Raw genomic sequence first — 24,149 nt, forward strand, 5'->3', positions numbered from 1 at the left:
CGCGCGCGACGGCCTACCTGGACGCGTACTTCGAGAGCCGGGAGCCGATCAGCGGCGACCGCTGCGGCGGCGTGGACGAAGGGCTGCTCGCCGGCTTCGGGCGGCGCGCGGGCCGCACCGTCGGCTACGCGGCCCAGCTCGGCACCCGGACGACGCCCGCCGGCTACCGCACCGCGGCCCGGCTGATCCGGCTCGCCGGCCGGCTCGGCCACCCGGTGCTGACCCTCGTCGACACGCCGGGCGCCGCCAACGACGCGGCGGCCGAACGGGCCGGCGCCGGGCCGGCCATCGCCGACCTGTTCGCGGCCGTGGCCACCTCGCCGGTGCCGGTCACCTCGCTGCTGATCGGCGAGGGCGGCTCGGGCGGCGCGTTGGCGCTGGCCGCGCCGGGCAACACCTGGGCCACCCCCGACAGCTACTTCGCCGTCATCAACCCCGAGGCCGCGGCCGCCATCCTCAAACGCCCGCCGGGCGCCGCCGAGACCACCGCGGACGAACTCCGCCTTCGCCCCCAGGACCTGGTCGAACTGGGCGTGGTCCGCGGCATCGTACGACCGGCCTGACCGGCCGAGGGGCCCCCACCGTCGTCTGCGGAGCGCGCGGGGCGCGGAGCCGATGCCCGCCAGGGGCGGGGGTGCGGGCTCGGCGTCCCGCCGGGCGGTCCGCTCGCGCGGAGTGCGCAGCCGCGCGGGGGCGCGTCCCCCGGGCGAGCGGGCCCACGCCCACCGAGGGGCGGATGGTGCGGAGCGCGGGCCGCAGGTCGGCTGCGGGGTTGCGCTGACGCGGAGCGCGCCGCTGCGCGGGGCGTCCTGCCTGCTGCGCGTGGGGCCAGGCCCACCAGGGGGCCGGAGTGCGGGTCCGGCGTGCCGCCGGGGTTCCGCTGACGCGGCGTGCGGGCGCGACCACCGGCGAACGGCCCGGCGCGGCTGGCCCGCTGCGCGGGGGTGCGGCCCCCGGGCGAGCGGGCCCAGGCCGCCGGGAGGGCGGAGCATCCGCTCGGGTCCCGTCGGGTGGTCCGCGGGCGCGGGCGGTACGCGGATGCGACCGCCGACGAGTGGTCGGGCGCGGCTGGCCCCGCCGGTAGGCGGCGGCACGTTGTCCCCGCTGTGCGGGTCCGGCGTCCCGCTGGGTGGTCTGCTGGCGTGGATGGCGGGGCTTGGCTACTTGCGACGTGTGGGCGTGGGCGCTGGTGCGGGCCCCCGCCCGCTGCGCGGGCAGGCCCACGGGCGTGGAGCATGGCCCCGCGACGCAGGGCGGACCTCCGCAGGGCGCCGACCGGCTGGTGCACACGCGGGCCGCGTGGGGGCCCCGCCGGTAGGCGGCGGCACGTTGTCCCCGCTGTGCGGGGGCGGTCCGGCCCCGCTGCGCGGGTCCGGCGTCCCGCTGGGTGGTCTGCTGGCGTGGATCGTGGGGTTCGGCTACTTGCGACGTGTGGGCTTGGGCGCTGGTGCGGGCCCCCGCCCGCCGCGCGGGCCCCGCCGGTAGGCGGCGGGTCGGGCATGCGGTCCGGCGCGTCGGCTGGACGCGCTGCGTGGGGCGGAAGGTGAACGGCGGGTGGTCGCCGTCCGGGCCGACCACGGCGCGCCCGTCCACGATCGCGGCGCTCATCCCACCTGATGTCGGTGAGGCCGTACGCCGCAGCCGGTGCTCGGTACACAGGCTGGCGGCGGGATCCCGCGTGAACGCGGAGCCGCGGGACAGCGGCGACGCGGTCGCCGATCGGCACGGGGCGGTCGAGCCAGCGCCGCGAACCCCGCGCCGCGAACCCCGCGCCGCTGATCGCCCGCTCGGCACCCCCGTTGGTCGGCCGAGCGGACGTGCGGCCCCTGTTCGGCCCCCGTTACGGTCGAACGCCGGCACCGTAACCCCTCAACGGTGCCGGACGTCCGACCGGTCCCTGTGGGCCGGTAAGGCAATCAGACCATAGGCTGTGAATCGAGTCAACACGCAAATCGACGATCGCAATCGACCTCGCGCAAATCTCGATGTGGACGCCCGGCCTGGGTAAGGTCAGGGGAACGCCCGGGGAGCGATAGGAGCTGTCAGGTGGGGGAGAACAACGAGGTCACCGCCGCGGGGATCGCCAGACTGGCCGGCGTCGGCCGCGCCGCCGTCAGCAACTGGCGACGCCGCTACGAGAACTTTCCACGCCCGGTCGGCGGCAGCGAGGCCAGTCCCACCTTCCCGCTCGACGCCGTCGAGCACTGGCTGCGCGACCAGGGCAAGCTGGCCGAGATCCCGGTCAGGGAACGCCTCTGGCAGCTCGTCGAGTCCGACCGCGTCGGCCCGGCCGACGCCGTCGCCAGGGCCGGCGAACAACTCCTCGCCCACGGCGACGCCACCCCGGCCACCCCCGCGGGCGCCGGCGACCAGGCCGTGGCCACCGCCGCCCTCGCCACCGAACTCGGCCCCGACGGCGCCTACGAGTTCCTCCTCGGCCGCCACCTCGACGCCGCCGCCCGCCAGCTCACCCTCACCCCACCCGAAACCGCCGCCCTGATGGCCGCCATCGCGGGCCCCGCGGACTCCGTGCTCGACCCCGCCTGCGGCCCCTGCACCCTGCTCGCCGCCGCCCGCGCCCACGCCGACGGCAGCTGGCCGGTCGAGCTCTACGGCCAGGAGACCGACCACGCACTCGCCCGCCTCGGCGGCCTCCGCCTCGCCCTGCGCGGCACCGCCACCGTCCACATCAGGGCCGGCGACAGCCTGCTCGCCGACGCCTTCCCCCGCCTCTCCGTCGACGCCGTGCTCTGCCACCCACCGTTCAACGAACGCAACTGGGGCCACGACGAACTCACCTACGACCCCCGCTGGGAGTACGGCCTCCCCGCCCGCGCCGAATCCGAACTCGCCTGGGTCCAGCACGCGTTGGCCAAACTCCGCCCGGGCGGCACCGGCGTGCTCCTGATGCCGCCCGCCGCCGCGTCCCGCCGCACGGGCCGCCGGGTCCGCGCCACCCTGCTGCGCCGCGGCGCGCTGCGCGCCGTCATCGCCCTGCCCGCCGGCGCCGCCCCACCACACAGCCTCCCCCTCCACCTCTGGGTCCTCCGCAGGCCGGCCGCCACCGCGACCGCCACCCCGGCCCCCCGCCTGCTGCTCGTCGACACCGCCACCGCCCACCGCGCCCAGGCCCGCGTCGGCCTCGACTGGCCGACCCTGCGCCATACCGTCCTCGACGCCTGGCACGACTTCGACCGCCACGGCGACCTGCCCGAGCGTCCAGGCGTCCACCGCGCGCTGCCCGTCATCGACCTGCTCGACGACGAGGTCGACCTCGCACCCGCCCGCCACCTGCCGCCGCCCGCCCAGACCAGCGGCACCAACGCCCTCGCCGCCCTGCACCGCGAGCTCAACGCCACCCTGCGCCGCGGCCAGGACCTCGCGCCAGGACTCCCGGCCGGCGGCGAGGCCGCGCCAGGACCCCACTGGTCCACCGTCACCGTCGGCGAACTCGCCCGCACCGGCGCCCTCGAACTCCACCTCGCCACCGCCGCCGGCGACCCGCCGCCACCCGCCCGCCCAGGCGACGTCCTCGTCCCGCTCCTCGACGGCGAACGGGCCGCCCGCGTCGTCGCCGAGAACGAGGGCGGCATCGCCCCCGACCGGCACACCTGCCTGCTCAGGCCCGACCCGGACGCCCTCAACCCCTGGTTCCTCGCCGGCTTCCTGCGCGGCACCGCCAACACCCGACAGGCCAGCAGCTACGCGTCGAGCGCCACCCGCGTCGACGTCCGCCGCCTCCGGGTGCCCAGGCTCCCGCTCGCCACCCAACGCCGCTACGGCCGCCGCTTCGCCGAACTCGCCGCGTTCGAGACCGCCCTGCACCGCGCGGGGGAGCTCGGCAGGCGGCTCACCCAGGGCACCATCGACGGGCTCACCGAGGGCACCCTGCCGCCAGGACACTGAACCACCGCACCGAACCGCCGCCCCGAAGCCGAACCGCCGCCGGGGGACCGGTTATATGATCCTGCCGCAGCCGCCGAGGGGGAGTGACGATGTACGGCCCGCCACCCGTGTCGCCAGAACCACCCCGCCCCGCCGGCCCAGCCGGCTCCGGCGGCCCCGGCGCGAAGGCCATCGCCGTGCGCGTGGCCTTCGCCACCATCCCGACCCTGTCGCTCGGACTGCTCGCCTGGCTGCCCTCGCTCCGCTTCGCCCTGATCCGCCGCCGGAGCATCGACTGGGCCGTCTTCGGCCTCTTCTGCTCGCTCACGGCCGCCGAGATCATCCTCGTCGCCTACACCCCCGACGACGTGGACGACAACCTCAGCGCCTTCGTGGGCTTCTACTGCTTCGCCTACTTCATCGGCGCCACCATCCACGCCGTCCAGGCCGACCGCTTCCCCCGCGCCGACCGGCCCACCGGACACTGGCCGCCCCCCTACCCCACCACCACCGGCTACGGCTACCCGCCGCCCCAGCCCGCCGCCGGCTACCCCATGACGGCCGCCGCGCCCCCGCCGCACCCGGGGCCCGTCGAACCGAGCACCTCACCGCGGATGCGCCAGGTCGCCTCCGAACTCGACGAACTCGGCGAGTACCTGCGCCGCTCCGACGACCCGGGCCTGGACCGCCCGTGACCGGCGGCCGACTCCTCGCCGGACGCTACGAACTCACCGAACCCCTCGGCAAGGGCGGCATGGGCGAGGTCTGGTCGGGCCGCGACGTCGCGCTCGGCGGCCGCCGCGTCGCCGTCAAACTGCTGCACGCCGAACGCCTCGCCTCGCTCTCCGGCACCACCGACCCCGACGAACTGCGCCGCCGCTTCCTCCGCGAGTGCCGCGCCACGGCCCGCGTCGACCACCCGGGCCTGGTGGCCATCCACGACGCCGGCCGGGACGGCGAGGAACTCTTCCTCGTCATGCAGCTCATCGAGGGCTCCGACCTCGCCGACCACCTCGCAGAGCACGACCCCTACCCCTGGCCATGGGCCGTCGCCGTGCTCGCCCAGCTCTGCTCCGCGCTCGCCGCCGTGCACGCCGTCGCGATCGTCCACCGCGACCTCAAGCCGGGCAACATCATGATCCGCCACGACGGCCGCGCCACCATCCTCGACCTCGGCGTCGCCGCCGTCCGCGGCGACGGCGAGGACACCCGGCTCACCCGTACCGGCGCCATGGTCGGCACGCCCGTCTACATGGCCCCGGAACAGGCCGTCGGCGACCACCCGGTCGGAACCCCGGCCGACCTGTACGCGCTCGGCGCCATCGGCTACGAACTCCTCGCCGGCCAGGCCCCGTTCACCGCGCCCAACGCGGCCGGGCTGCTCTACAAGAAGCTGCACGAGGAACCGATCCCGGTGCAGCGGCTACGGCCGGACGCGCCGCCGCAACTCGCCGCCCTCATCCACCAACTGCTCGCCAGGGACCCGGCCGCCAGGCCGACCGACACCGGCCACGTCTTCACGGTCCTCGCGCCGCTGCTGCCCCAGCCGGGGCCGTCCGCCCCACCGGCCATCCCGATGGACCCGACCCGCCCCTTCTGGCACCCGATGGCCCCCTGGCCCCCGCGCACCGGCCCCCGCGACCCCGACCTGGGCACGGCACTCGACGAGGTCAAACGCCTGCTGTCGCTGGGCCGTTACCACCAGGTCGCCGAACTCCTCAGCCGCACCCTGCCGTTGGCGGCCGTCCGGTACGGCGAGAGCTCGACGATCGTGCGGAGCCTGCGGAAGCAGTACGCGGCGACGCTGCTCGACACGGGCCAGTACGCGAGGGCACTGCCCGAGATCCAACGCCTGACCCACGAGTTCACGGCCGAACGCGGCCCCTACGACCAGGTGGTCCTGCAACTCCGCGCCGACGAGCAGCTCTGCCTGCGGCAGTTGCACCAGCCGCGCTGAGGTCCCGATCTGACCAGAAGGCTCCCCTGCCAGGACTCGAACCTGGAAAATACGGACCAAAACCGCATGTGTTGCCAATTACACCACAGGGGAAAAATCGGGCAGAATGGCCTCTTGGTCAGACCGTTGAACCCGTGCCCAACACTATGCCAGCCCACCATCCCTCGATGCGACAGTAGAGATCAGCACCGTCCAGCACTCGGATGCTGAGGCAGCCTCGATAGCCCTCTCCCATGTTCTTCCTGTTGGTCCTGGGGTTGTGCCTCTTCAGCGTCGTCTTGGTGAATCGGTCGGGGCCCGCGGAGACGATCTCCTGCCAGAAGCGCATCGCCGCCATGTCGTCCGCGGTTTCGTGGATCTGAAGCTGAAAACGGAGACGTTCTGATGTGATCTCGAGGAGCCGCAGCCAAGCGAGGTAGACCTTGATCATCTCGGGGTCGCTGTTGACGAAGGTGACACGCTCGCGGACGCTGTACGACTTACTCTTGGAGCCTTCGGCCCAGTACAGACCCACGCCCACCAGGAACAGCTCGCGATCCGAGAGATGGCCGATGTCCTCCTGTGCGGCCAGCTTCACACCGCGACGAGCGAGGTCTCGCGTCCGCCGGTACGGCTCCCAACGCGCCTCCGACATTCGCCGGAGCCGCTCGGGCGGAGTGGCTGGCTTGGGCAGGTCCCGGACCCACAGGGACACCGAGCTCTTGGAGACGCCGAGCTCCGCGACGATCTCGTCGTACGTCCGGCCGGCCTCGCGCAGTTCCCGGGCCCTGGCGCGGAGGTCGTCCTTGGCGTTCGGGCGTCTGGTCCACTCCGGCGGTGGTTCGCCGACGAGGAGTTCGGTGAGGGCCCGGTTGTTGGTGACGTCGAGCCGCTGGCCGATCTCGCGTCTGCTCAGGCCGGCTCGGCGTAGTGCGATGGCGTGTTCCCGAAGCTCTGCCCGTGGCTGTTCTGGGTGGCGGTCCATGGTCGGCAGTCTCGGCAGCTTGGGCCGCTCGGGTGGTCGAAACCTCGATCGATTCACTAGTTCGAGTGCTTGTTCGGATGATGTGATCGTCGGTGTGCGGCCGGGCGTGCCCGCCCACCCGAATCGACGGGATCCGGCGCTTAGGCTGGTCGCTATGAATGAGACGGGGGCGGGCAGTACCACCACGGCCGGGGGGTTTCGGCTGTGGTGGTGGACGCGGCGCCGGAGCGTCGTGGTGGATGTGGCGATCGCGCTGATCTCCATGGGGGAGTGCATCGTGCGCGGCTTCGGCTTCGCCACCACGACCGGGCTGCCGGCGGCGCTCGTCGTGGTGCCGCTGGCGGTCGCCGGCGGCTCGGTGGTGCTGCGGCGCCGCTATCCGGTGGCCGTGATCCTGGTGTCCATCTCGATGCTGCCGGCCAGCCCCGGCACCACCATGGCGCTGGTCGCGCTCTACACGTTGGCCACCACGGACGCGCCGCGGCGCGTCATCGGGGTGCTGACCGCGATGCAGGGCCTCGGCACCGGCATCGTCTTCTACCTCCTGATGGACCAGGACGCCGGCCTGCGCGCGCAGCCGATGCCGGCCTGGTTCCCGCCGCTGGTGGCCACCGTGTTCGGCGTGGTGTCGGCGGTGCCGCCGGTGTTGCTCGGGCTCTACGTGCGGGCGCGGCGGCGGCTGGTGGAGTCGCTGCGGGACCGGGCCTTCGGCCTGGAGCGGGAGCTCGCGCTGCTGGCCGAGCGGGCCGAGGAGCGGGCCGAGTGGGCGCGGGGCGAGGAGCGGCGGCGGATCGCGCGGGAGATGCACGACGTGGTGGCGCACCGGGTGAGCCTGATGGTGGTGCACGCGGCGGCGTTGCAGGCGGTGGCGGTGAAGGACCCGGAGAAGGCGGAGCGGAACGCGGGGCTGATCGGGGACATGGGTCGGCAGGCGCTGACGGAGCTGCGGACGATGCTCGGCGTGCTGCGCAGCGGTTCGGCTACCGGGAGCCCGGACGGCGTCTCGGGGGTCAACGGTGCCGCCGCCGCGGACGGCGCGGTCGAGGCGTCGTCCAGGCTGGCCGAGCTGGCGGTGGCGGCCGGTGGTGAGCGGGGGGCGCGGGAGGAGTCGGGTCCCGGTCCGGTGCTCGGCGAGGTGGCGGTGCTGGTGGACCAGTCGCGGGCGGCCGGGATGACGGTGGATCTCGATGTCGAGGGCGAGCCGCGGGACTATCCGGCGCAGGTGGAGGCGACGGCGTACCGGGTGGTTCAGGAGGCGCTGACCAACGTGCACAAGCACGCGGCCGGTGCGGCGGCCCGGGTGCGGGTGGCGCACCGGGAGGACGAGGTGGCGGTGCTGGTGCAGAACGAGGCGCCGGCGGGTGGCGCGGCCGCGGGTGACGGGGCCCGGCTGCCGAGCGGGGGGAACGGGCTGCTCGGGATGCGGGAGCGGGTGACGGCGTTGGGTGGCGGGTTCGTCTCGGGGCCGACGTCGGCCGGTGGGTTCCGGGTCTCGGCGGTGATCCCGGCCCGTTCGGTGGCGGCGGCCGGTGCCTGAGGTGCCGGCGGGGCCTGAGGTGTCCGAGGGGCCCGATGGGCCGGCGGAGACCGTCGGTCCCGGGCTGTTCGATCGGGCGTTCGCCGCGGATCCGTATCCGGCGTACGCCTGGCTGCGCGAGCACGCGCCGGTGCACCGGGCGGTGCTGCCGAGCGGTGTCGAGGCGTGGCTGGTGACCCGGTACGCGGACGCCAGGCGGGCGCTGGCGGATCCCAGGCTGAGCAAGAATCCGGGGCGGCACAGCGCGGCCGAGCACGCCGAGGGGCGGGTGGGGATCCCTGGGGAGCGCGGCGCGAACGTGATGACGCACCTGTTGAACATCGATCCGCCGGACCACACGCGGCTGCGGCGGTTGGTGTCGGCGGCGTTCACGCCGCGTCGGGTGGCGGGGTTCGAGCCGCGGGTGCGGGAGCTGACCGGGCGGTTGGTGGACGGTTTCGCGGGGCGCGGCTCGGCGGATCTGATCGGGGAGTTCGCGTTCCCGCTGCCGATCTACGCGATCTGCGATCTGCTGGGGGTGCCGGCGGCCGACCAGGAGGACTTCCGGCGGTGGGCGGGGATGATGCTGCACACCTCGGGGAAGCGCGGGGGGGTGGGGCGCGCGGTGCGGGGGATGCGCGGGTATCTGGGGGAGTTGATCCACCGCAAGCGGGGGGATCTCGGCGACGACCTGATCTCGGATCTGATCCGGGCCTCGGACCACGGTGAGCAGTTGACCGAGGAGGAGGCGGCGGCGATGGCGTTCATCCTGCTGTTCGCCGGCTTCGAGACGACGGTGAACCTGATCGGGAACGGGGTGCTCGCGCTGCTGCGGCATCCGGCGGAGCTGGCCAGGATGCGGGCCTGGGTGGCGGCCGGGGACGAGGAGCGGTTGGCGGTGGCCGTCGAGGAGTTGCTGCGTTACGACGGGCCCGTGGAGCTGGCGACCTGGCGGTTCGCGAGTGAGTCGCTGACGTTGGGCGGGCGGCGGGTGGAGCGCGGCGATCCGGTGCTCGTGGTGTTGGCGGCGGCCGACCGGGATCCGGCGCGGTTTCCCGAGCCGGACCGGCTCGACCTGGGGCGGACGCGGAATCCGCATCTGGGGTACGGCCATGGGATCCACTACTGCCTGGGGGCGCCGTTGGCGCGTCTGGAGGCGCGGGCGGCGCTCGGGGAGTTGTTGTCCAGGCTGCCGGATCTGCGGTTGGCGGCGGACGTGGTCGAACTCCGGTGGCGGGGTGGGCTGATCATGCGTGGGCTGCGCGAACTGCCGGTGGCGTTCACCGCCGAGCCGATGGTGGGCCGTGACGGAGCGTCAGCGATGTGATCCACACGTGATCTTGGTGGGATTGACTTGTGATCGTGTGGCAGGGGGAGCTAGGTTCCCCTCAACCGCATCAATGTTCGTTTTGGGAGGCCCTTCAGATGCGCTCCGGGACTGGTCGTCATCGTCGCCCGCGACAGGCTCCGGCCTTTGTCGTCGCTGCCGGGGTCACCGGCGCGGGCATAGCCCTGCCGCTCTTGGGCGCCGGGGCAGCCAACGCCGTGAGTGACGAGACGTGGGACAGCGCCGCGCAGTGCGAGAGCGGTGGCGTGTGGAGCGCCAACCAGGGCAACGGCCGGTACGGCGGGCTCCAGCTCACCCTGGACGACTGGGAGCGGTACGGCGGCCGCGAGTTCGCCATGCGCCCCGACCTGGCGAGCCGGTTCCAGCAGATCACGGTCGCCGGCCGGATGCTCGCGGACCGCGGCGAGCAGGCGTTCCCCGGCTGCGCGGTGCTGACCGGCCTGTGGCCGGAGTTCCGCGACGAGCCGGGCGACGACATCGACTGGGCGGAGGAGGCCGAGGAGGCCCAGGCCGAGGAGGAGATCGGCGGCCCCGAGGACTCGACGACCGCGCCGTCGGACGACGCCACCGCCACGCCCGACGCGTCGGCCACGCCGACCGTCCCGGCCGACCCGAGCGGCCCCGCCGAGTCGGGTGGGCCGGGCGCCGGTGAGTCGGCCGAGGGGTCCCGCGAGGGCGGGGCGTCGGGCGACACGGCGACCGAGCGGGCGGAGCACGACTCCGACACGGCCCGGATCAGGGAGCTGTTGAAGCGGCTGCGGGACCTCGACGTGCCCCGGCCAGGCGACGAGGAGCGGGCCGGGGCCGAGTCCTCAGGCGCCACCCAGACCCCGCGGGCCCCGGAGGCCACCGAGTCGACCGGGAGCGCCGAGGCCCCGGAGGCCACCGAGTCGACCGGGGCTCCGGAGGCGACCGGTGGCGCCGGCTCGTCGGGCGCCGGCACCAAGGGCCCCTCGCTGTTGGACATTCCGGGCGACAGCGGCGGCATCTCCGGCAGTTGGGTCGATCTCTACCGCTCCAGCCAATCGGGCATTACCGACAATGTCGACGATACCGTCGGCGACATTCTCGGCGACCAGCAGGGCGACTTGAGCTCCACCGGCCGTTAAGGCGGGTCGCCCCACGGTGACTTCACCCGGGCATCGGATGTGACCATCGTCTCTTTCGCCCCACGCGTGTCAGCCTGCCCCGAACTGCCCGATTCTCTTGTGACCTGCGGGAGTTGAGCGTTCCCGCTGTCAAGTGCTCGCGAGCGCGCGATCTTCATCGTTCTTGAATCGTTAGGCGGGGTGTGTTTAGTGTCCCCCGCTCGGCTTTCGCGTCGGGCACCGAGGCCGTAACGCCGAATCCTGCCGCCGGCCTGGGGGACCACCATCGCGCACCACCGCAGGCAGGAGCGGGGGACCCACCACGCCCGGCGGCCACCGTGGCCGGGCCGTGGCCGTCGCGCCGTGCCCTCGCGGGCCGGACCGACTCGGGGTGAAGTCGCGGGGGGCCAGCGCTCCCCGAGGCCGGGCAACTCACCACGCCCGAACCCGACAGCTCACCTCGTAGGCGTCGGTGAGAAGGAACCTCATGCTGTTCAGGGGCAATGGTCGTCACCGTCGTCCGTCCCGGCCGACCCGCATAGCCACCGCGGCCGGCGTCACCGGCGCCGCCGTCGCCATCCCGATGCTCTCCGCCACCGGCGCGAGCGCCGCCTCCGTCGACACCTGGGACGCCGTCGCCCAGTGCGAGTCCGGCGGCGACTGGGCCATCAACACCGGCAACGGCTACTACGGTGGCCTCCAGTTCTCCGCGTCCAGCTGGGCGGCCGCCGGCGGCACCCAGTACGCCGAGCGCGCCGACCTCGCCACCAAGGACCAGCAGATCGCCGCCGCCGAGGTGCTGCTCTCCATGCAGGGCCCCGGCGCCTGGCCCGTCTGCGGCGCCCAGGCCGGCCTCTCCGCCGGCGGCGAGTCGCCCTCCGTCGACCCGAACGCCTCGGGCTCGGGCGCCGAAGAGGTCGCCCCGGCCCCCGAGGCCCCCGCTCCCGAGGCCCCCGCCGCGCCCGAGGAGCAGCCGGCTCCCGAGGCCCCGGCCGTCGAAGCCCCAGTCGTTGAGGAGGGCGCTCCGCTCTCCGCCGAGGTCGAGGTCGAGGGTGACGGCTCCAGCTACACCGTCAAGGCCGGCGACACCCTCTGGGCCATCGCCGAGGCGCACGACACCACCTGGCGCGAGATCTTCGGCGACAACGGGTCCGTCATCGGCGACGACCCCGACCTGATCCTCCCGGGCCAGAAGCTCACCCTGTAACGGCTGCCGACCGCTCAGGGCACGGGCCCCGGCACGCGCGTCGCGCGTGCCGGGGCCCGTCTCGTTCCGGGGTCGCGCGGGGATTTTCTTCACCTTGTAAACAAAAAGATGCCATCCCCTCTGAGCTGCGCGTTCATGCCGATGTGGGGAGACTGTGGCGGGCTGGAGGACGGTCCCGCACCACGAGCCGGTTAGGCTCAGGGGGCTGAAGACAGCTGAAGACGTAAAGACGATCCTTTGACCGAAGGAGACCCCCCGTGCCGTCCATCGATGTCGTCGTAGCGCGCGAGATCCTCGACTCGCGAGGCAACCCCACGGTCGAGGTCGAGGTCGGCCTCGACGACGGCAGCACCGGCCGCGCGGCGGTGCCCTCCGGCGCCTCCACCGGCGCCTTCGAGGCCCTTGAGCTGCGGGACGGGGACCAGAGCCGCTACCTCGGCAAGGGCGTGGAGAAGGCCGTGCTCGCCGTCATCGAGCAGATCGGCCCCGAGCTGGTCGGCTACGACGCCACCGAGCAGCGGCTGATCGACCAGGCCATGTTCGACCTGGACGCCACCGCCGACAAGTCGTCGCTCGGCGCCAACGCCATCCTCGGCGTCTCGCTGGCCGTCGCGCACGCCGCGTCCGAGTCCCGCGACCTGCCGCTCTTCCGCTACCTCGGCGGCCCGAACGCGCACCTGCTGCCGGTGCCGATGATGAACATCCTCAACGGCGGCGCGCACGCCGACTCCAACGTGGACATCCAGGAGTTCATGATCGCGCCGATCGGCGCCGAGTCGTTCTCCGAGGCGGTCCGCTGGGGCGCCGAGACGTACCACACCCTCAAGAAGGTCCTGAAGGAGCGCGGCCTGGGCACCGGCCTGGGCGACGAGGGCGGCTTCGCGCCGAACCTGGAGTCCAACCGCGAGGCGCTCGACCTGATCGTCGAGGCCATCCAGAAGGCCGGCTACACCCCGGGCCAGGACATCGCGCTGGCGCTCGACGTGGCCGCCACCGAGCTCTACTCGGACGGCGTCTACACGCTGGAGGGCAAGGCGCACACCGCCGAGGAGCTGACCGCGTACTACACCGAGCTGGTGCGCGACTACCCGCTGGTGTCCATCGAGGACCCGCTGAGCGAGGAGGACTGGGAGGGCTGGGGGACCCTGACCGCCGCCCTCGGCGACAAGGTGCAGATCGTCGGCGACGACCTGTTCGTCACCAACCCCGAGCGGCTGCAGCGCGGCATCGACTCCGCCGCGGCCAACGCGCTGCTGGTGAAGGTCAACCAGATCGGCTCCCTCACCGAGACCCTGGACGCCGTCGAGCTGGCCCAGCGCAACGGCTTCAAGTGCATGATGTCCCACCGCAGCGGCGAGACCGAGGACGTCACCATCGCGGACCTGGCCGTCGCCACCAACTGCGGCCAGATCAAGACCGGCGCCCCGGCCAGGTCCGAGCGGGTCGCCAAGTACAACCAGTTGATGCGGATCGAGGAGATCCTGGACGACGCCGCCGTCTACGCCGGCCGCAGCGCCTTCCCGCGCTTCCGCGACTGACCCGCCGTTCGTCGTACACCCGTCCCCGCCATCCGTCCCTTACGGTGGCGGGGACACGCTTACTCGGCCCCGCGGGGCCGCAACGGCAGGCCGAAGAGGGAGGCGACGTGGCCGCGGACCGGGACCGGTTCTCCACCGCCACCAGGCTCAGGTTGCTCGGCGAACAGGCGGCGGAGCGCGTCTACCGTGCGCAGAGCCGCCGTCTCGAGGCCAAGCCGCGCCGTGGCCGGCTCACCGGGCGGGCCGCGGTGCTCGCCCTGGTGGTCTGCACGCTGATCGTCGCGCTGGCGTATCCGCTGCGCCAGTACGTCCAGCAGCGCTCCGAGATCGACGACCAGCGCCGGCTGGCCGAGGAGGCCGAGCGCCGGGTCGAGGAGCTGCGGGACGAGAAGGCCAGATGGCAGGACGACGCCTATGTGCGGCGGCAGGCGCGTGAGCGGCTGCGGTACCTGCTGCCCGGCGAGACCGGCTACGTGCTGCCGGCCGACCCCTCGGCCGACGGCGCCGCGACCGACGGCGACCGCCCGCGCCCCCGGGGTGCGACGCCGGCCGTCCGGCCCTGGTACGAGAATCTGTGGGACGGCGTCGACCGCGCCGACGCGGTGGGCCGGGACCGCTGAGTTCCCCTCCGCCCCGCCGCGACCCGCCCTTACGAGCCGACGAGGCGACAGCGACCAGCATGGACCCCACGCCCCCGACCACGCCCCCGACCCCGACCGACGCCGCCACCGTCCAGGCACAGCTCGGCCGTCCGCCGCGCGGGCTGCGCGCCGTGGCGCACCGCTGCCCGTGCGGCAACCCCGACGTGGTGGAGACCGCGCCCCGGCTGCCGGACGGCACGCCGTTCCCCACCACCTACTACCTGACGTGCCCGCGCGCCGCCTCCGCCATCGGCACCCTGGAGGCCGACGGCGTGATGAAGGAGATGACGGCCCGGCTGGCGGAGGACCCGGAGCTGGCCGCCGCCTACCGGGCCGCGCACCAGGACTACCTGGCGCGCCGGGACGCCATCGAGGTGCTGCCCGGCTTCCCGAGCGCCGGCGGCATGCCGGACCGGGTCAAGTGCCTGCACGTGCTGGTCGCGCACGCGCTGACGGCCGGCCCCGGGGTGAACCCGCTGGGGGACGAGGCCCTTTCCATGCTGCCCGAGTGGTGGCGGAAGGGGCCCTGCGTGGCCAGGCCGGCCGAGCCGACGTCCCAGACGGTCTTCGAGAGGGAGGAGGCGCCATGACGACGGCCGCCGCCATCGACTGTGGCACCAACTCCATCCGGCTGCTGATCGCCGACGCCGACCCGGCGACCGGCCGGCTCACCGACCTCGACCGGCGGATGGAGATCGTCCGGCTCGGCCAGGGCGTGGACCGCACCAGGCGGCTCGCCGCCGACGCGCTGGAGCGCACCTTCGCGGCCTGCCGCGAGTACGCGGCCGCGATCGAGGCGCACGGCATCACGCCCGACCGGGTGCGGTTCGTCGCCACCTCGGCCACCAGGGACGCCGCCAACCGGGACGAATTCACCGGCGGCGTCGAGAAGATCCTGGGCGTCGCCCCCGAAGTGGTCACCGGGGACGTGGAGGCCGCGCTGTCGTTCACCGGCGCCACCCGGGAGCTGACCGGTCTGCCCGGGCTCACCCCGCCCTACCTGGTAGTGGACATCGGCGGCGGCTCCACCGAGTTCGTGCTCGGCGACGAGGCGGTGCGGGCCGCCCGCAGCGTGGACATCGGCTGCGTGCGGCTGACCGAGCGGCACCTGCTGCGCGAGGGCGGGATCGTCGATCCTCCGGGGCCCGAGCTGGTCGACGCCATCGCGGCCGACATCGACGCCGCGCTCGAACTGGCCGCCGAGCGGGTGCCGTTGACCGAGACCCACACCCTGGTGGGGCTCGCCGGCTCGGTCACCACGGTGGCCGCGATCGCCCTCGGCCTGCCGGGCTACGACTCGGCCGCCATCCACCACGCGCGGATCCCGGTGGAGCGGGTGCGGGAGATCACGGAGCGGCTGCTCGCCGCCAGCCACGCGGAGCGGGCCGCGATCCCGGTGATGCACCCGGGCCGGGTCGACGTGATCGGCGCCGGGGCGTTGGTGCTGCTCAAGGTCATGGAGCGGACCGGGGCCCGGGAAGTGCTGGTCAGCGAGCACGACATCCTGGACGGCATCGTCTGGCACGCCCTGGAAGGGCGCCGGCCGGAAGCCTCCTGACGTTCTCGGCTCGTGAAGTTTTTCACATGGGGATCGGCCCCGAATCCACCCCGCTGGGGGCGTTCGGGGCCGGATTGTCCGCCAACCGCCGGTTCGCGCCCCGGCGATGGGCCATCGGCGGCCGGCCGCGATCGGCGTCCGACGGCGCCGCCTGGCGGTCGCCTGGCGGTCGCCTGGCGGTCGCCTGGCGGTCGAAAGGGCCGCTGAGGAGCGGCTTCGCCGTCGGGGCGGGGGCCGGCGGGCGGCAAGCGGCGCAAAGGGCCGCGCAGTGTAGCAGAACACCCGAGCAAGCTTGTGAAGCCCCTCACGAGGGGGGTGGGGAGGTCGGGTGGATACTCGATGGCATGAGCACCACGGAGCGTCCCCGAATCCTCGTCGTAGGTGGTGGGTACGTCGGCATGTACGCGGCCCGCCGCATCCTCAAGAAGATGCGTTACGGCGAAGCCACCGTCACCGTCGTCGACCCGCGCTCGTACATGACCTACCAGCCGTTCCTCCCCGAGGCCGCGGCCGGGAGCATCTCCCCGCGTCACGTCGTGGTGCCGCTGCGGCGAGTGCTCCCCAAGGCCGAGGTCCTCACCGGCCGCGTCACCTCCATCGACCAGGACCGCAGGGTCGCCACGGTGGCGCCCCTCGTCGGCCAGCCGTACGAGGTCCCCTTCGACTACCTGGTGGTCGCGCTCGGCGCGGTCTCCCGCACCTTCCCGATCCCCGGCCTCGCCGAGCAGGGCATCGGCATGAAGGGCGTGGAGGAGGCCATCGGCCTCCGCAACCACGTGCTCGAGCAGCTGGACAAGGCCGACTCCACCACCGACGAGGCCGTCCGCCGCAAGGCGCTCACCTTCGTCTTCGTGGGCGGTGGCTTCGCCGGCGCCGAGACGATCGGCGAGGTCGAGGACATGGCGCGGGACGCCACCAAGTACTACCCCTCCGTCAAGCGCGAGGACATGCGCTTCGTCCTGGTGGACGTGGCCGAGCGGATCCTCCCCGAGGTCGGGCCCAAGCTCGGCGAGTGGGGTCTCGAGCACCTGAAGGCGCGCGGCATCGAGGTGCACCTGAAGACCTCGCTGAAGTCCTGCGTGGACGGGCACGTCGAGCTCAGCAACGACGTGGTGGCCGACTCCCACACCATCGTGTGGACCGCGGGCGTCAAGCCCAACCCGGCGCTGGCCCGCTACGGCCTGCCGCTCGGCCCGCGCGGTCACGTGGACACCCGGCCCACCCTCCAGGTGGCCGGCACCGACTACATCTGGTCGGCCGGCGACAACGCCCAGGTGCCCGACCTGGCGGCGCGCGCCGCCGGCGTGGAGAACGCCTGGTGCCCGCCGAACGCGCAGCACGCGCTGCGGCAGGCCAAGGTGCTCGGCGACAACGTCATCTCCGGGATGCGCGGCTTCCCGCAGCAGGAGTACAAGCACGCCAGCATGGGCGCGGTGGCCGGGCTCGGGCTCCGCAAGGGCGTGGCCATGATCAAGCTGGGCAAGCTGACGTTCCGCTTCCGCGGCCGGCTCGGCTGGTACCTGCACCGCGGCTACCACGGCATGGCGGTGCCGACCTGGAACCGCAAGATCCGGGTGTTCGCCGACTGGACCCTGGGCCTGTTCCTCAAGCGCGAGGTGGTCTCGCTCGGCGCCATGGAGCACCCGCGCGAGGAGTTCTACGAGGCGGCGGCGCCGGTCACGGCGGCCGCGACCAGGAAGGTCGAGGAGCAGCCCAAGGCCAAGGCCGCGGGCTGACCGCGAGACTTCACCCCTGAGGGGGCGGACGGCTTCGGCCGGCCGCCCCTTCGGCCTTTTCCGGGGTGGCCGAGGGGGTGAACTGCGGAATGGACGGTGCGGTAAGGGCGTTTCGGAAGGGTCTCGGTGCCAAGGTGGGCGGGGTGCCACTCCGCCCCATCCCTGGAGGTGTGTCCCGAATGAGCGTTGCACCGCGAATCGCCACCCTCGTCGAACGGCTGCTCGGCGCGCCGCCCCCCGTCCGGATCCGGGGCTGGGACGGCAGCGTCGCGGGCCCACCGGACGCGCCCGTCGTGGTCGTCAGACACCCGAGAGCGCTGCGCCGACTGCTGTTCCGGCCGGGTGAACTCGGCCTGGCCAGAGCCTGGGTGGCCGGCGAGCTCGACGTCGAGGGCGAGCTCTATCCGGTGCTCGAGCTGATCTCCGACCTGGTGTGGAACCGGCCGGACGGCGCGGCGGCGGCCGGCCGCGACCTGCTGGCGGCCGGCCGGGAGCTGCTGGCGCTCGTCGGTCCTGTGCCGGTGCCACCGTCGCCGCCCCGCGAGGAGGTGCGGCGCCGCTCCGGGCCGCTGCACTCGCTGCGCCGCGACCGCCAGGCCATCAGCCACCACTACGACGTGGGCAACGACTTCTACGGGCTCGTGCTCGGGCCCTCGATGGTGTACTCGTGTGCCGTGTTCGGCTCCCCGGGGGACAGCCTGGAGGCGGCCCAGGCCGCCAAGGTGGACCTGATCTGCCGCAAGCTGGACCTGCGCGAGGGGCAGCGGCTGCTGGACGTGGGCTGCGGCTGGGGTTCCCTGGCCAGGCACGCGGCCCGCGAGTACGGCGCGCGGGTGGTCGGCATCACGCTCTCGAAGGAGCAGGCGGAGTACGCGCGGGAGCAGGTGGTCAAGGAGGGTCTTGAGGACCGGGTGGAGATCCGGGTCCAGGACTACCGGGAGACCGACGACGGGCCCTTCGACGCGATCTCCTCGGTCGGCATGGCCGAGCACGTGGGCGCGGCGCGCTACCGCGAGTACGCGGGCCAGCTGTTCGGGCTGCTCGCGGAGGGCGGCCGGCTGCTCAACCACCAGATCGCCCGCCGCCCCAGGAAGGACGAGACCGGCTACCACGTCGATCCGTTCATCGACGCCTACGTCTTCCCGGACGGCGAACTCGCACCGGTGGGGCGGACGGTGACCCTGCTGGAGCGGGCCGGCTTCGAGGTCAGGGACCTGGAGTCGCTGCGGGAGCACTACGCCCTGACGCTGCGGAGCTGGGTGCGGAACCTGGAGGCCCGCTGGGACGAGGCGGTGCGGCTCACCAGCCCGGGCCGGGCCCGGGTCTGGCGGCTCTACATGGCGGCCTCGGCCCTGTCCTTCGAGCGGGCCCACATCGGGGTCAACCAGATCCTCGCCGTGCGCCCGCCGGCCTCCGGGGCCTCCGGGCTGCCGTTGCGCACCCGGGAGTGGCGGCCGGCGGCCGGCGAGCGACGAGAACTGGCCGCCTAGCGGCTAGTCCGCCTTGATGCTGTCGAGCATGTTGAGCCTGGCGGCGCGCCTGGCCGGCCACAGGGCGGCCAGCACGCCGACCAGGCCGGCCAGGGCCAGGAAGACGGCTATCCGGTCCCAGGGGAGGATCAGCTCGTAGGTGGCGAGCGAGCCCCGCATCATCTCGCCGACGGCCCAGCCGAAGAACACGCCGAGGCCGACGCCGAGCACCCCGCCGAACAGCGCGATCACGATGGACTCCAGGCGCACCATGCGCTTGGTGGACCGCCGGTCGAGGCCGATGGCGCGCAGCATCCCGATCTCCTGGCGGCGCTCGAAGACCGACATCGCCAGGGTGTTGATGACGCCGAGCACGGCCACGATGACGGCCATGGCCAGCAGGCCGTAGAGCATGTTGAGCATCAGCGTGAAGACGTAGGCGATGTCCTCGGCGATGTCGGCCTCGTCCTGGACGAGGATCGCCGGGTTGTCGCCGAGGGCCGCCTCCAGGGCCTGCTTGGCCTCGTCGCTGGCGCCGCTCTCGGTGGCCACCATCACCTGGAAGTCCTGGATCCGGGTCATGTGCGGGTCGAGCGTGGCGTCGTCCAGGAGGATGCCGCGCATCACCTCGCTGTCCTCGTAGATGCCGGTGACCGTCAGCCGCCCGGACTGGCCGTCCTCGTAGGTGACGTCGAAGGACTGGCCGAGGGCGAGGCCGAGGTCCTCCGCGGTGGCGGTGTCGATCACCGCGTTGTCGCCGCTGAGGCCCTCGAAGGAGCCCGCGACGAAGTCGGGGCTCATCAGCCGGTCGATGGCCTCGCCGTTGACGCCGGTCAGCGAGTCGCTGTCGGTGCGGTCGGCCACCAGGGCGGGCGAGGCGCGCAGCCCGCTGACGCCGGTGACGCCCGGCTGCTCGGCCAGGGTCTCGGCGACCTCGGGGTTGAGCGGCGCGAAGTTCGCCATCGAGACCACGTAGTCGGAGCTGATGGCCTGGGCGGCCATCTTCTCGATGGCGTTGGAGAGGGTGCCGGCTATCACGGTCAGGCCGGTGATCAGGGTGAGGCCGATCATCAGCGCGGAGGCGGTGGCGGCGGTGCGGCGCGGGTTGCGCACCGCGTTGAGCCTGGCGAGCTTGCCGGAGACCCCGAAGATGCGCAGCAGCGGGCTGGCCAGGGCGATGACCGGGCGGGAGAGCAGCGGGGTGAGGACGAAGACGCCGATCACCAGCAGCCCGGCGCCGAGGCCCATGGTGGCGCCGGAGTCGTCGCGGTTGATGCCGGCCACCACCAGGGCGGCGCCGGCGGCGGCGAAGAGCGCGCCGATGGTGTTGCGGACCAGCAGGCCGCGGGTGGTGGGTGCGGCGTGCACGCTGTTCATGGCGGCGACCGGCGGGATCTTCGCGGCCCGCCTGGCCGGCAGGTAGGCGGCGAGCATGGTGACGACGACCGCGACGAGCACCGAGGCGAGCACGGTGGAGCCGGAGACGACCAGCGGGCCCTCCGGGATGGTGAACTCGATGGACTCCATCAGGGAGCGGAGCCCGGCGGCGATGCCGACGCCGGCGGCGAAGCCGGCGAGGCCGGCGACGCAGCCCACCAGGAGCGCCTCGATGAGCACCGACCTGGTGACCTGGCGGCGGCTGGCGCCGACGGCGCGCAGCAGCGCCAGCTCCTTGGTGCGCTGGGCGACCAGCATGGTGAAGGTGTTGGCGATGATGAAGATGCCGACGAACAGGGAGATGCCGGCGAAGGCCAGCAGCCCGGTGCGCATGCCGCTGGTCTGGGCCTGGATCATCTCGGCCTGGTCGTCCGCGAGCTGCTGCCCGGTGAGGGCCTCGGCGTCGGCCGGCAGCAGCGGCTGGACCGCCTCGTCGAGCTGGGTCTGCGAGGTGCCGGCCGCGGCGGCGAGGGTGATCCTGGTGTACTCGCCAGGACCGGCGAACAGCTCCTGGGCGGTGGCGGTGTCGTAGAGGACCAGCGAGCCGCCGGCGGCGACGCTGCCCTCCTCGGTGGTGAAGACGCCGGTGATGGTCTCCTCGCGGACCGGGCCGTCCACCGAGACGCGGGCGGTGTCGCCCACCTGGTAGCCGGTGCGCTCGGCGGTGTGCGCGTCGATGGCGATCTCGCCGGCCGCGCTGGGCGCCCGGCCCTCGGCCATCGGGTAGCGGGAGTCCGTGCCGGTGCCGCCCTGGCCGGCGTAGTAGTTGGCGCCGCGGGTGTCCCAGCCGGAGCCGACCAGGTCGCCCTCCTTGTCGGCCAGCGCGGCGAAGCCGCTGACGTCGCCGATGGCCTCGGCGACGCCGGGCAGCGCGCCGACCTCGTCGAGCAGCGCCTGGTCGAGGTTGGCGGCGCCGCCCGGCGCGGCCTCGGCGGCCTCGCTGTCCCCGTCGGGCTGGATGGCTATGTCGACATGGCTCAGGGAGCGCTCCGAACTGCGCTGGAACGCCTCGGAGATGGTGGAGGTGAAGACGAGGGTGCCGGAGACGAAGGCGACGCCGAGCAGCACGGCGAGGGTGGTCATCAGCAGCCGGGCCTTGTGCGCGAGCACATTGCGCAGGGCTGTTCGGAGCATGGGGAATCCCGGGAGGTGGTCGCCCGCCGGCTCCGAGGGCGGCTGCCCTGGCCGGGGACGTGACGGACGGTGTGGGTGGTGGGGTGTGAGCGGCCCGACGGCTGCCGTCAGCTGGTGCGGCCCTTGGCGTCGAACCGCTTCATGTGCTCCAGGACCCGCTCGGCGGTCGGCTCCGGCATGTCGTCGACGATCCGGCCGTCCGCGAGGAATATGACGCGGTCCGCGTAGGCGGCGGCCACCGGGTCGTGGGTGACCATGACCACGGTCTGGCCGAGCTCACGCACCGAGTTCCGCAGGAAGCCGAGGATCTCGGCGCCGGCGCGGGAGTCGAGGTTGCCGGTGGGCTCGTCGCCGAAGATGATCTCCGGCCGGGCGGCCAACGCCCGGGCCACCGCGACGCGTTGCTGCTGGCCGCCGGAGAGCTGGCCGGGCCGGTGCCTGAGGCGGTCGGCGAGGCCCACGGTGGACACCACCCGGTCCAGCCACTGCTTGTCGGGCTTGCGGCCGGCGATGGACATGGGCAGCGTGATGTTCTCCAGGGCGCTGAGCGTGGGCAGCAGGTTGAACGCCTGGAAGATGAAACCGATCCGGTCGCGCCGGAGTTGGGTGAGCTTCTTGTCCTTGAGGCCGGCGAGCTCCGTGTCCCCGATGCGGGCCGAGCCCGCCGAGATCGAGTCGAGGCCGGCCATGCAGTGCATCAGGGTGGACTTGCCGGAGCCCGAGGGCCCCATGATCGCGGTGAACTCCGCCTGCCTGAAGTCCACGGAGACGTGGTCCAGGGCCACGACCCTGGTCTCTCCCTCTCCATAGACCTTGGTGAGGTCCCTGGCTTGGGCCGCTACCGCTCCGGTGGACGCGGTGTACGGGGCGGCGACGGTGCTGGACACGAGGTTCTCCTGTCGGGACGGGGGCAGGCACCTTCCATCCTGAGCCATCGCGCCCCGGCGCGGATCAGCCTCCATACCGGTTCTGGCGAGTTCTTCAGAGGGACAGCCGACGGCCGCGTGTCATACCTGAGGAGGAGATCATCCCTGAGTGCCCGGAAGGATGCGGAGGGTTGATTTGCGTCAATCCTCGCCGCGGTGGGGTGGGTGGGGTGGAGACCGAAGCGGCCTGTGGCCGGGTCGTCAGTGTCTGATGAGTCATCAGGGGCTCATAAAATCAGACAACATCGGCCTGGGGCACCGGTGTTCGGGCGAATCTGCCAGTTAAGCTCAGTAGACGCCTCAGGCGCGCACGGCGCTCGGAACGGCTTGGGATCTGTGCCCGGATGGTGGAATGCAGACACGGTGAGCTTAAAACTCGCTGGCCTTCGGGTCGTGCCGGTTCAAGTCCGGCTCCGGGCACACCAGGCGCCACGCCGCCTGACCAGCAAGGGCGACCACTGACAGCCCCTGGAACCACGCGAGTTCCGGGGCCCCGTGTCGGCTCACCGCCCCGCCCCGCCCGGCCGGTCGGCTCCCCCTCCCCGCCCGCCGTCGATTCGCCGTGCCTGGACTGGACAGGCGAAACCGCCGCCAGCCACACCCCTGGCCCGCGCGGCGTGTGCCTCCGCTGCGGCAGCCCCACCGCCACGAAAGACCGCGCGCCGGAGCCGGTCCGGCGGCGCCGCGTCTGACGTGGGCGCCACGCCGCCAACCACCTCGGGCCGCGGCCGGAGACGGTGGGATTACGGTCCGGTACGGGAACCTTCAAACCCCTTTCGCTCGTTTCTCCGACTGCACTACCGTGCAGTCTTTGCTAACGCATTACTCTGGTAGTCAAGGTCGTGCCGTGCGGCCATGGAGGAGTGAGATGAGGAGCAGCAACCCGGTCTTCACGCGTCGGGGGTTCAGTCGGGACGGTGGCTACGCCGGCTTCAACGCCGGGCCGCAGCTGCAGACCGGGAATCCGTACGCGGGTAGCCCGTCCAACCCCTACGCGCAGCCGGGTAACCCGTACGCGCAGCCGCAGGTGGGCCCCGACGGCGGATACGTGCCGCCCGCCCCCACTCGCGCCGGTGTGATGACGATCGACAGCGTCGTCTCCCGCACCGCCATCACCCTGGGCACCGTCGTCGTCGCCGCGGCGGCCGCCTGGATCACCGACATGCCGCTCGGCGCCGGGGTGCTCTTCGCCCTCGTGGCGCTGGGTCTCGGCCTGTGGCAGTCGTTCAAGCGCGAGGCTTCCCCCGCGCTGATCCTCGCCTACGCCGTGGCCGAGGGCCTCTTCCTCGGCACCATCAGCAACGCGATCAACGCGGTGGCGCCGGGCGCGGCCATGCAGGCCGTCATCGGCACCATGGCGGTCTTCGCCGGCGTGCTGTTCATGTACAAGCAGCGGATCATCCGCGTCACCCAGCGCTTCACCCAGTTCGTGCTGGCCGCGGCCCTCGGCTTCGTGCTGCTCTCCGCGGTCAACCTGATCGTGGCCATGATCGGCGGGGGCAACGGCCTCGGCCTGCGTGACGGCTTCATGGGCGTTCTGTTCGGCATCGCCGGCATCGTGCTCGGCGCCTGCTTCCTCGCCCTGGACTTCAAGCAGGTCGAGGACGGCATCGCCTACGGTGCCCCGGAGAAGGAGTCGTGGCTGGCCGCCTTCGGCCTGACCCTGACCCTGGTCTGGATCTACCTGGAGTTCCTGCGCCTGATCGCCATCCTGCAGGGCGACTGACGGCAGGTCGGCTGAGATC

General features: G+C 73.1%; 18 protein-coding genes, 2 tRNA genes and 1 riboswitch. Of the genes, 16 read left to right on the top strand and 4 right to left on the bottom strand.

Going from position 1 to position 24,149, the window contains the following annotated elements; all coding sequences use genetic code 11:
- The 4 genes from ACYVPE_RS19195 to ACYVPE_RS19210 form a co-directional block, all read left to right on the top strand.
- On the top strand, positions 1 to 563 hold a 563-nt coding region (locus ACYVPE_RS19195), incomplete at its 5' end, for a carboxyl transferase domain-containing protein (RefSeq protein ID WP_461034866.1).
- 1,483 nt (positions 564 to 2,046) lie between these two features.
- The gene (locus tag ACYVPE_RS19200; RefSeq protein WP_461034867.1) at positions 2,047 to 3,906 is read left to right on the top strand and encodes an N-6 DNA methylase; all 1,860 of its coding nucleotides are present in this window, start codon (positions 2,047 to 2,049) and stop codon (positions 3,904 to 3,906) included.
- A gap of 89 nt (positions 3,907 to 3,995) precedes the next feature.
- On the top strand, positions 3,996 to 4,580 hold the full coding sequence (locus ACYVPE_RS19205) for a hypothetical protein (RefSeq protein ID WP_461034868.1): 585 nt from the start codon (positions 3,996 to 3,998) through the stop codon (positions 4,578 to 4,580).
- Positions 4,577 to 5,842, top strand: a complete 1,266-nt coding sequence (locus tag ACYVPE_RS19210) for a serine/threonine-protein kinase (RefSeq protein ID WP_461034869.1) — start codon at positions 4,577 to 4,579, stop codon at positions 5,840 to 5,842. The genes ACYVPE_RS19205 and ACYVPE_RS19210 overlap by 4 nt, the downstream gene beginning before the upstream one ends.
- A gap of 21 nt (positions 5,843 to 5,863) precedes the next feature.
- Here the strand turns inward: ACYVPE_RS19210 and ACYVPE_RS19215 are convergent.
- Positions 5,864 to 5,935 (bottom strand) — tRNA-Gln (locus ACYVPE_RS19215).
- A gap of 25 nt (positions 5,936 to 5,960) precedes the next feature.
- On the bottom strand, positions 5,961 to 6,806 hold the full coding sequence (locus tag ACYVPE_RS19220; protein ID WP_461034870.1) for a hypothetical protein: 846 nt from the start codon (positions 6,804 to 6,806) through the stop codon (positions 5,961 to 5,963).
- Between the two features lie 154 nt (positions 6,807 to 6,960).
- Here ACYVPE_RS19220 and ACYVPE_RS19225 point away from each other — a divergent pair, with 154 nt between their 5' ends.
- The 10 genes from ACYVPE_RS19225 to ACYVPE_RS19270 all read left to right on the top strand — a co-directional run bounded on the left by ACYVPE_RS19225 (position 6,961) and on the right by ACYVPE_RS19270 (position 18,928).
- The gene (locus ACYVPE_RS19225) at positions 6,961 to 8,343 is read left to right on the top strand and encodes a sensor histidine kinase (RefSeq protein WP_461034871.1); all 1,383 of its coding nucleotides are present in this window, start codon (positions 6,961 to 6,963) and stop codon (positions 8,341 to 8,343) included.
- Positions 8,344 to 8,362: 19 nt separating this feature from the next.
- Positions 8,363 to 9,649, top strand: a complete 1,287-nt coding sequence (locus tag ACYVPE_RS19230; protein WP_461034872.1) for a cytochrome P450 family protein — start codon at positions 8,363 to 8,365, stop codon at positions 9,647 to 9,649.
- Positions 9,650 to 9,867: 218 nt separating this feature from the next.
- Entirely contained in the window at positions 9,868 to 10,779 is a 912-nt protein-coding gene (locus ACYVPE_RS19235) for a transglycosylase family protein (protein WP_461034873.1), read from the top strand.
- Between the two features lie 328 nt (positions 10,780 to 11,107).
- Positions 11,108 to 11,242: riboswitch (cyclic di-AMP (ydaO/yuaA leader) on the top strand.
- Positions 11,243 to 11,245: 3 nt separating this feature from the next.
- On the top strand, positions 11,246 to 11,965 hold the full coding sequence (locus tag ACYVPE_RS19240) for a transglycosylase family protein (protein WP_461034874.1): 720 nt from the start codon (positions 11,246 to 11,248) through the stop codon (positions 11,963 to 11,965).
- Between the two features lie 257 nt (positions 11,966 to 12,222).
- Complete coding sequence (gene eno, locus ACYVPE_RS19245; RefSeq protein ID WP_461034875.1) at positions 12,223 to 13,503, top strand: phosphopyruvate hydratase; 1,281 nt, start codon at positions 12,223 to 12,225, stop codon at positions 13,501 to 13,503.
- 107 nt (positions 13,504 to 13,610) lie between these two features.
- Positions 13,611 to 14,123: an FtsB family cell division protein gene (locus ACYVPE_RS19250; RefSeq protein WP_461034876.1), complete on the top strand. Its 513-nt coding sequence runs from the start codon at positions 13,611 to 13,613 to the stop codon at positions 14,121 to 14,123.
- A 59-nt stretch (positions 14,124 to 14,182) separates the two neighbouring features.
- Positions 14,183 to 14,734, top strand: a complete 552-nt coding sequence (locus tag ACYVPE_RS19255) for a DUF501 domain-containing protein (protein WP_461034877.1) — start codon at positions 14,183 to 14,185, stop codon at positions 14,732 to 14,734.
- Positions 14,731 to 15,702, top strand: a complete 972-nt coding sequence (locus ACYVPE_RS19260) for a Ppx/GppA phosphatase family protein (protein ID WP_461034878.1) — start codon at positions 14,731 to 14,733, stop codon at positions 15,700 to 15,702. The genes ACYVPE_RS19255 and ACYVPE_RS19260 overlap by 4 nt, the downstream gene beginning before the upstream one ends.
- Before the next feature lie 344 nt (positions 15,703 to 16,046).
- Positions 16,047 to 17,438 carry an NAD(P)/FAD-dependent oxidoreductase gene (locus ACYVPE_RS19265; protein ID WP_461034879.1) on the top strand — a complete coding sequence of 464 codons (1,392 nt, stop codon included), beginning with the start codon at positions 16,047 to 16,049 and terminating at the stop codon, positions 17,436 to 17,438.
- A 179-nt stretch (positions 17,439 to 17,617) separates the two neighbouring features.
- Complete coding sequence (locus ACYVPE_RS19270; RefSeq protein ID WP_461034880.1) at positions 17,618 to 18,928, top strand: class I SAM-dependent methyltransferase; 1,311 nt, start codon at positions 17,618 to 17,620, stop codon at positions 18,926 to 18,928.
- A 3-nt stretch (positions 18,929 to 18,931) separates the two neighbouring features.
- Here the strand turns inward: ACYVPE_RS19270 and ACYVPE_RS19275 are convergent, their stop codons facing one another.
- Complete coding sequence (locus ACYVPE_RS19275; RefSeq protein WP_461034881.1) at positions 18,932 to 21,478, bottom strand: ABC transporter permease; 2,547 nt, start codon at positions 21,476 to 21,478, stop codon at positions 18,932 to 18,934.
- Between the two features lie 107 nt (positions 21,479 to 21,585).
- On the bottom strand, positions 21,586 to 22,365 hold the full coding sequence (locus tag ACYVPE_RS19280) for an ABC transporter ATP-binding protein (protein WP_461034882.1): 780 nt from the start codon (positions 22,363 to 22,365) through the stop codon (positions 21,586 to 21,588).
- A 377-nt stretch (positions 22,366 to 22,742) separates the two neighbouring features.
- On the opposite strand from ACYVPE_RS19280, the gene ACYVPE_RS19285 reads away from it, so the two are divergent.
- Both ACYVPE_RS19285 and ACYVPE_RS19290 read left to right on the top strand, forming a co-directional pair.
- A tRNA-Leu gene (locus tag ACYVPE_RS19285) sits at positions 22,743 to 22,824 on the top strand.
- Positions 22,825 to 23,272: 448 nt separating this feature from the next.
- On the top strand, positions 23,273 to 24,130 hold the full coding sequence (locus ACYVPE_RS19290; RefSeq protein ID WP_461034883.1) for a Bax inhibitor-1/YccA family protein: 858 nt from the start codon (positions 23,273 to 23,275) through the stop codon (positions 24,128 to 24,130).
- Positions 24,131 to 24,149 lie beyond the last annotated feature (19 nt).

It is taken from the genome of Streptomyces mayteni, assembly GCF_054783955.1.

Bases quoted from the DNA above. Each gene is read 5' to 3' on its own strand.
- ACYVPE_RS19205 (WP_461034868.1), top strand. From the start codon at position 3,996: ATGTACGGCCCGCCACCCGTGTCGCCAGAACCACCCCGCCCCGCCGGC.
- ACYVPE_RS19220 (WP_461034870.1), bottom strand. From the start codon at position 6,806: ATGGACCGCCACCCAGAACAGCCACGGGCAGAGCTTCGGGAACACGCC.
- ACYVPE_RS19225 (WP_461034871.1), top strand. From the start codon at position 6,961: ATGAATGAGACGGGGGCGGGCAGTACCACCACGGCCGGGGGGTTTCGG.
- ACYVPE_RS19240 (WP_461034874.1), top strand. From the start codon at position 11,246: ATGCTGTTCAGGGGCAATGGTCGTCACCGTCGTCCGTCCCGGCCGACC.
- ACYVPE_RS19255 (WP_461034877.1), top strand. From the start codon at position 14,183: ATGGACCCCACGCCCCCGACCACGCCCCCGACCCCGACCGACGCCGCC.
- ACYVPE_RS19260 (WP_461034878.1), top strand. From the start codon at position 14,731: ATGACGACGGCCGCCGCCATCGACTGTGGCACCAACTCCATCCGGCTG.
- ACYVPE_RS19265 (WP_461034879.1), top strand. From the start codon at position 16,047: ATGAGCACCACGGAGCGTCCCCGAATCCTCGTCGTAGGTGGTGGGTAC.
- ACYVPE_RS19270 (WP_461034880.1), top strand. From the start codon at position 17,618: ATGAGCGTTGCACCGCGAATCGCCACCCTCGTCGAACGGCTGCTCGGC.
- ACYVPE_RS19275 (WP_461034881.1), bottom strand. From the start codon at position 21,478: ATGCTCCGAACAGCCCTGCGCAATGTGCTCGCGCACAAGGCCCGGCTG.
- ACYVPE_RS19290 (WP_461034883.1), top strand. From the start codon at position 23,273: ATGAGGAGCAGCAACCCGGTCTTCACGCGTCGGGGGTTCAGTCGGGAC.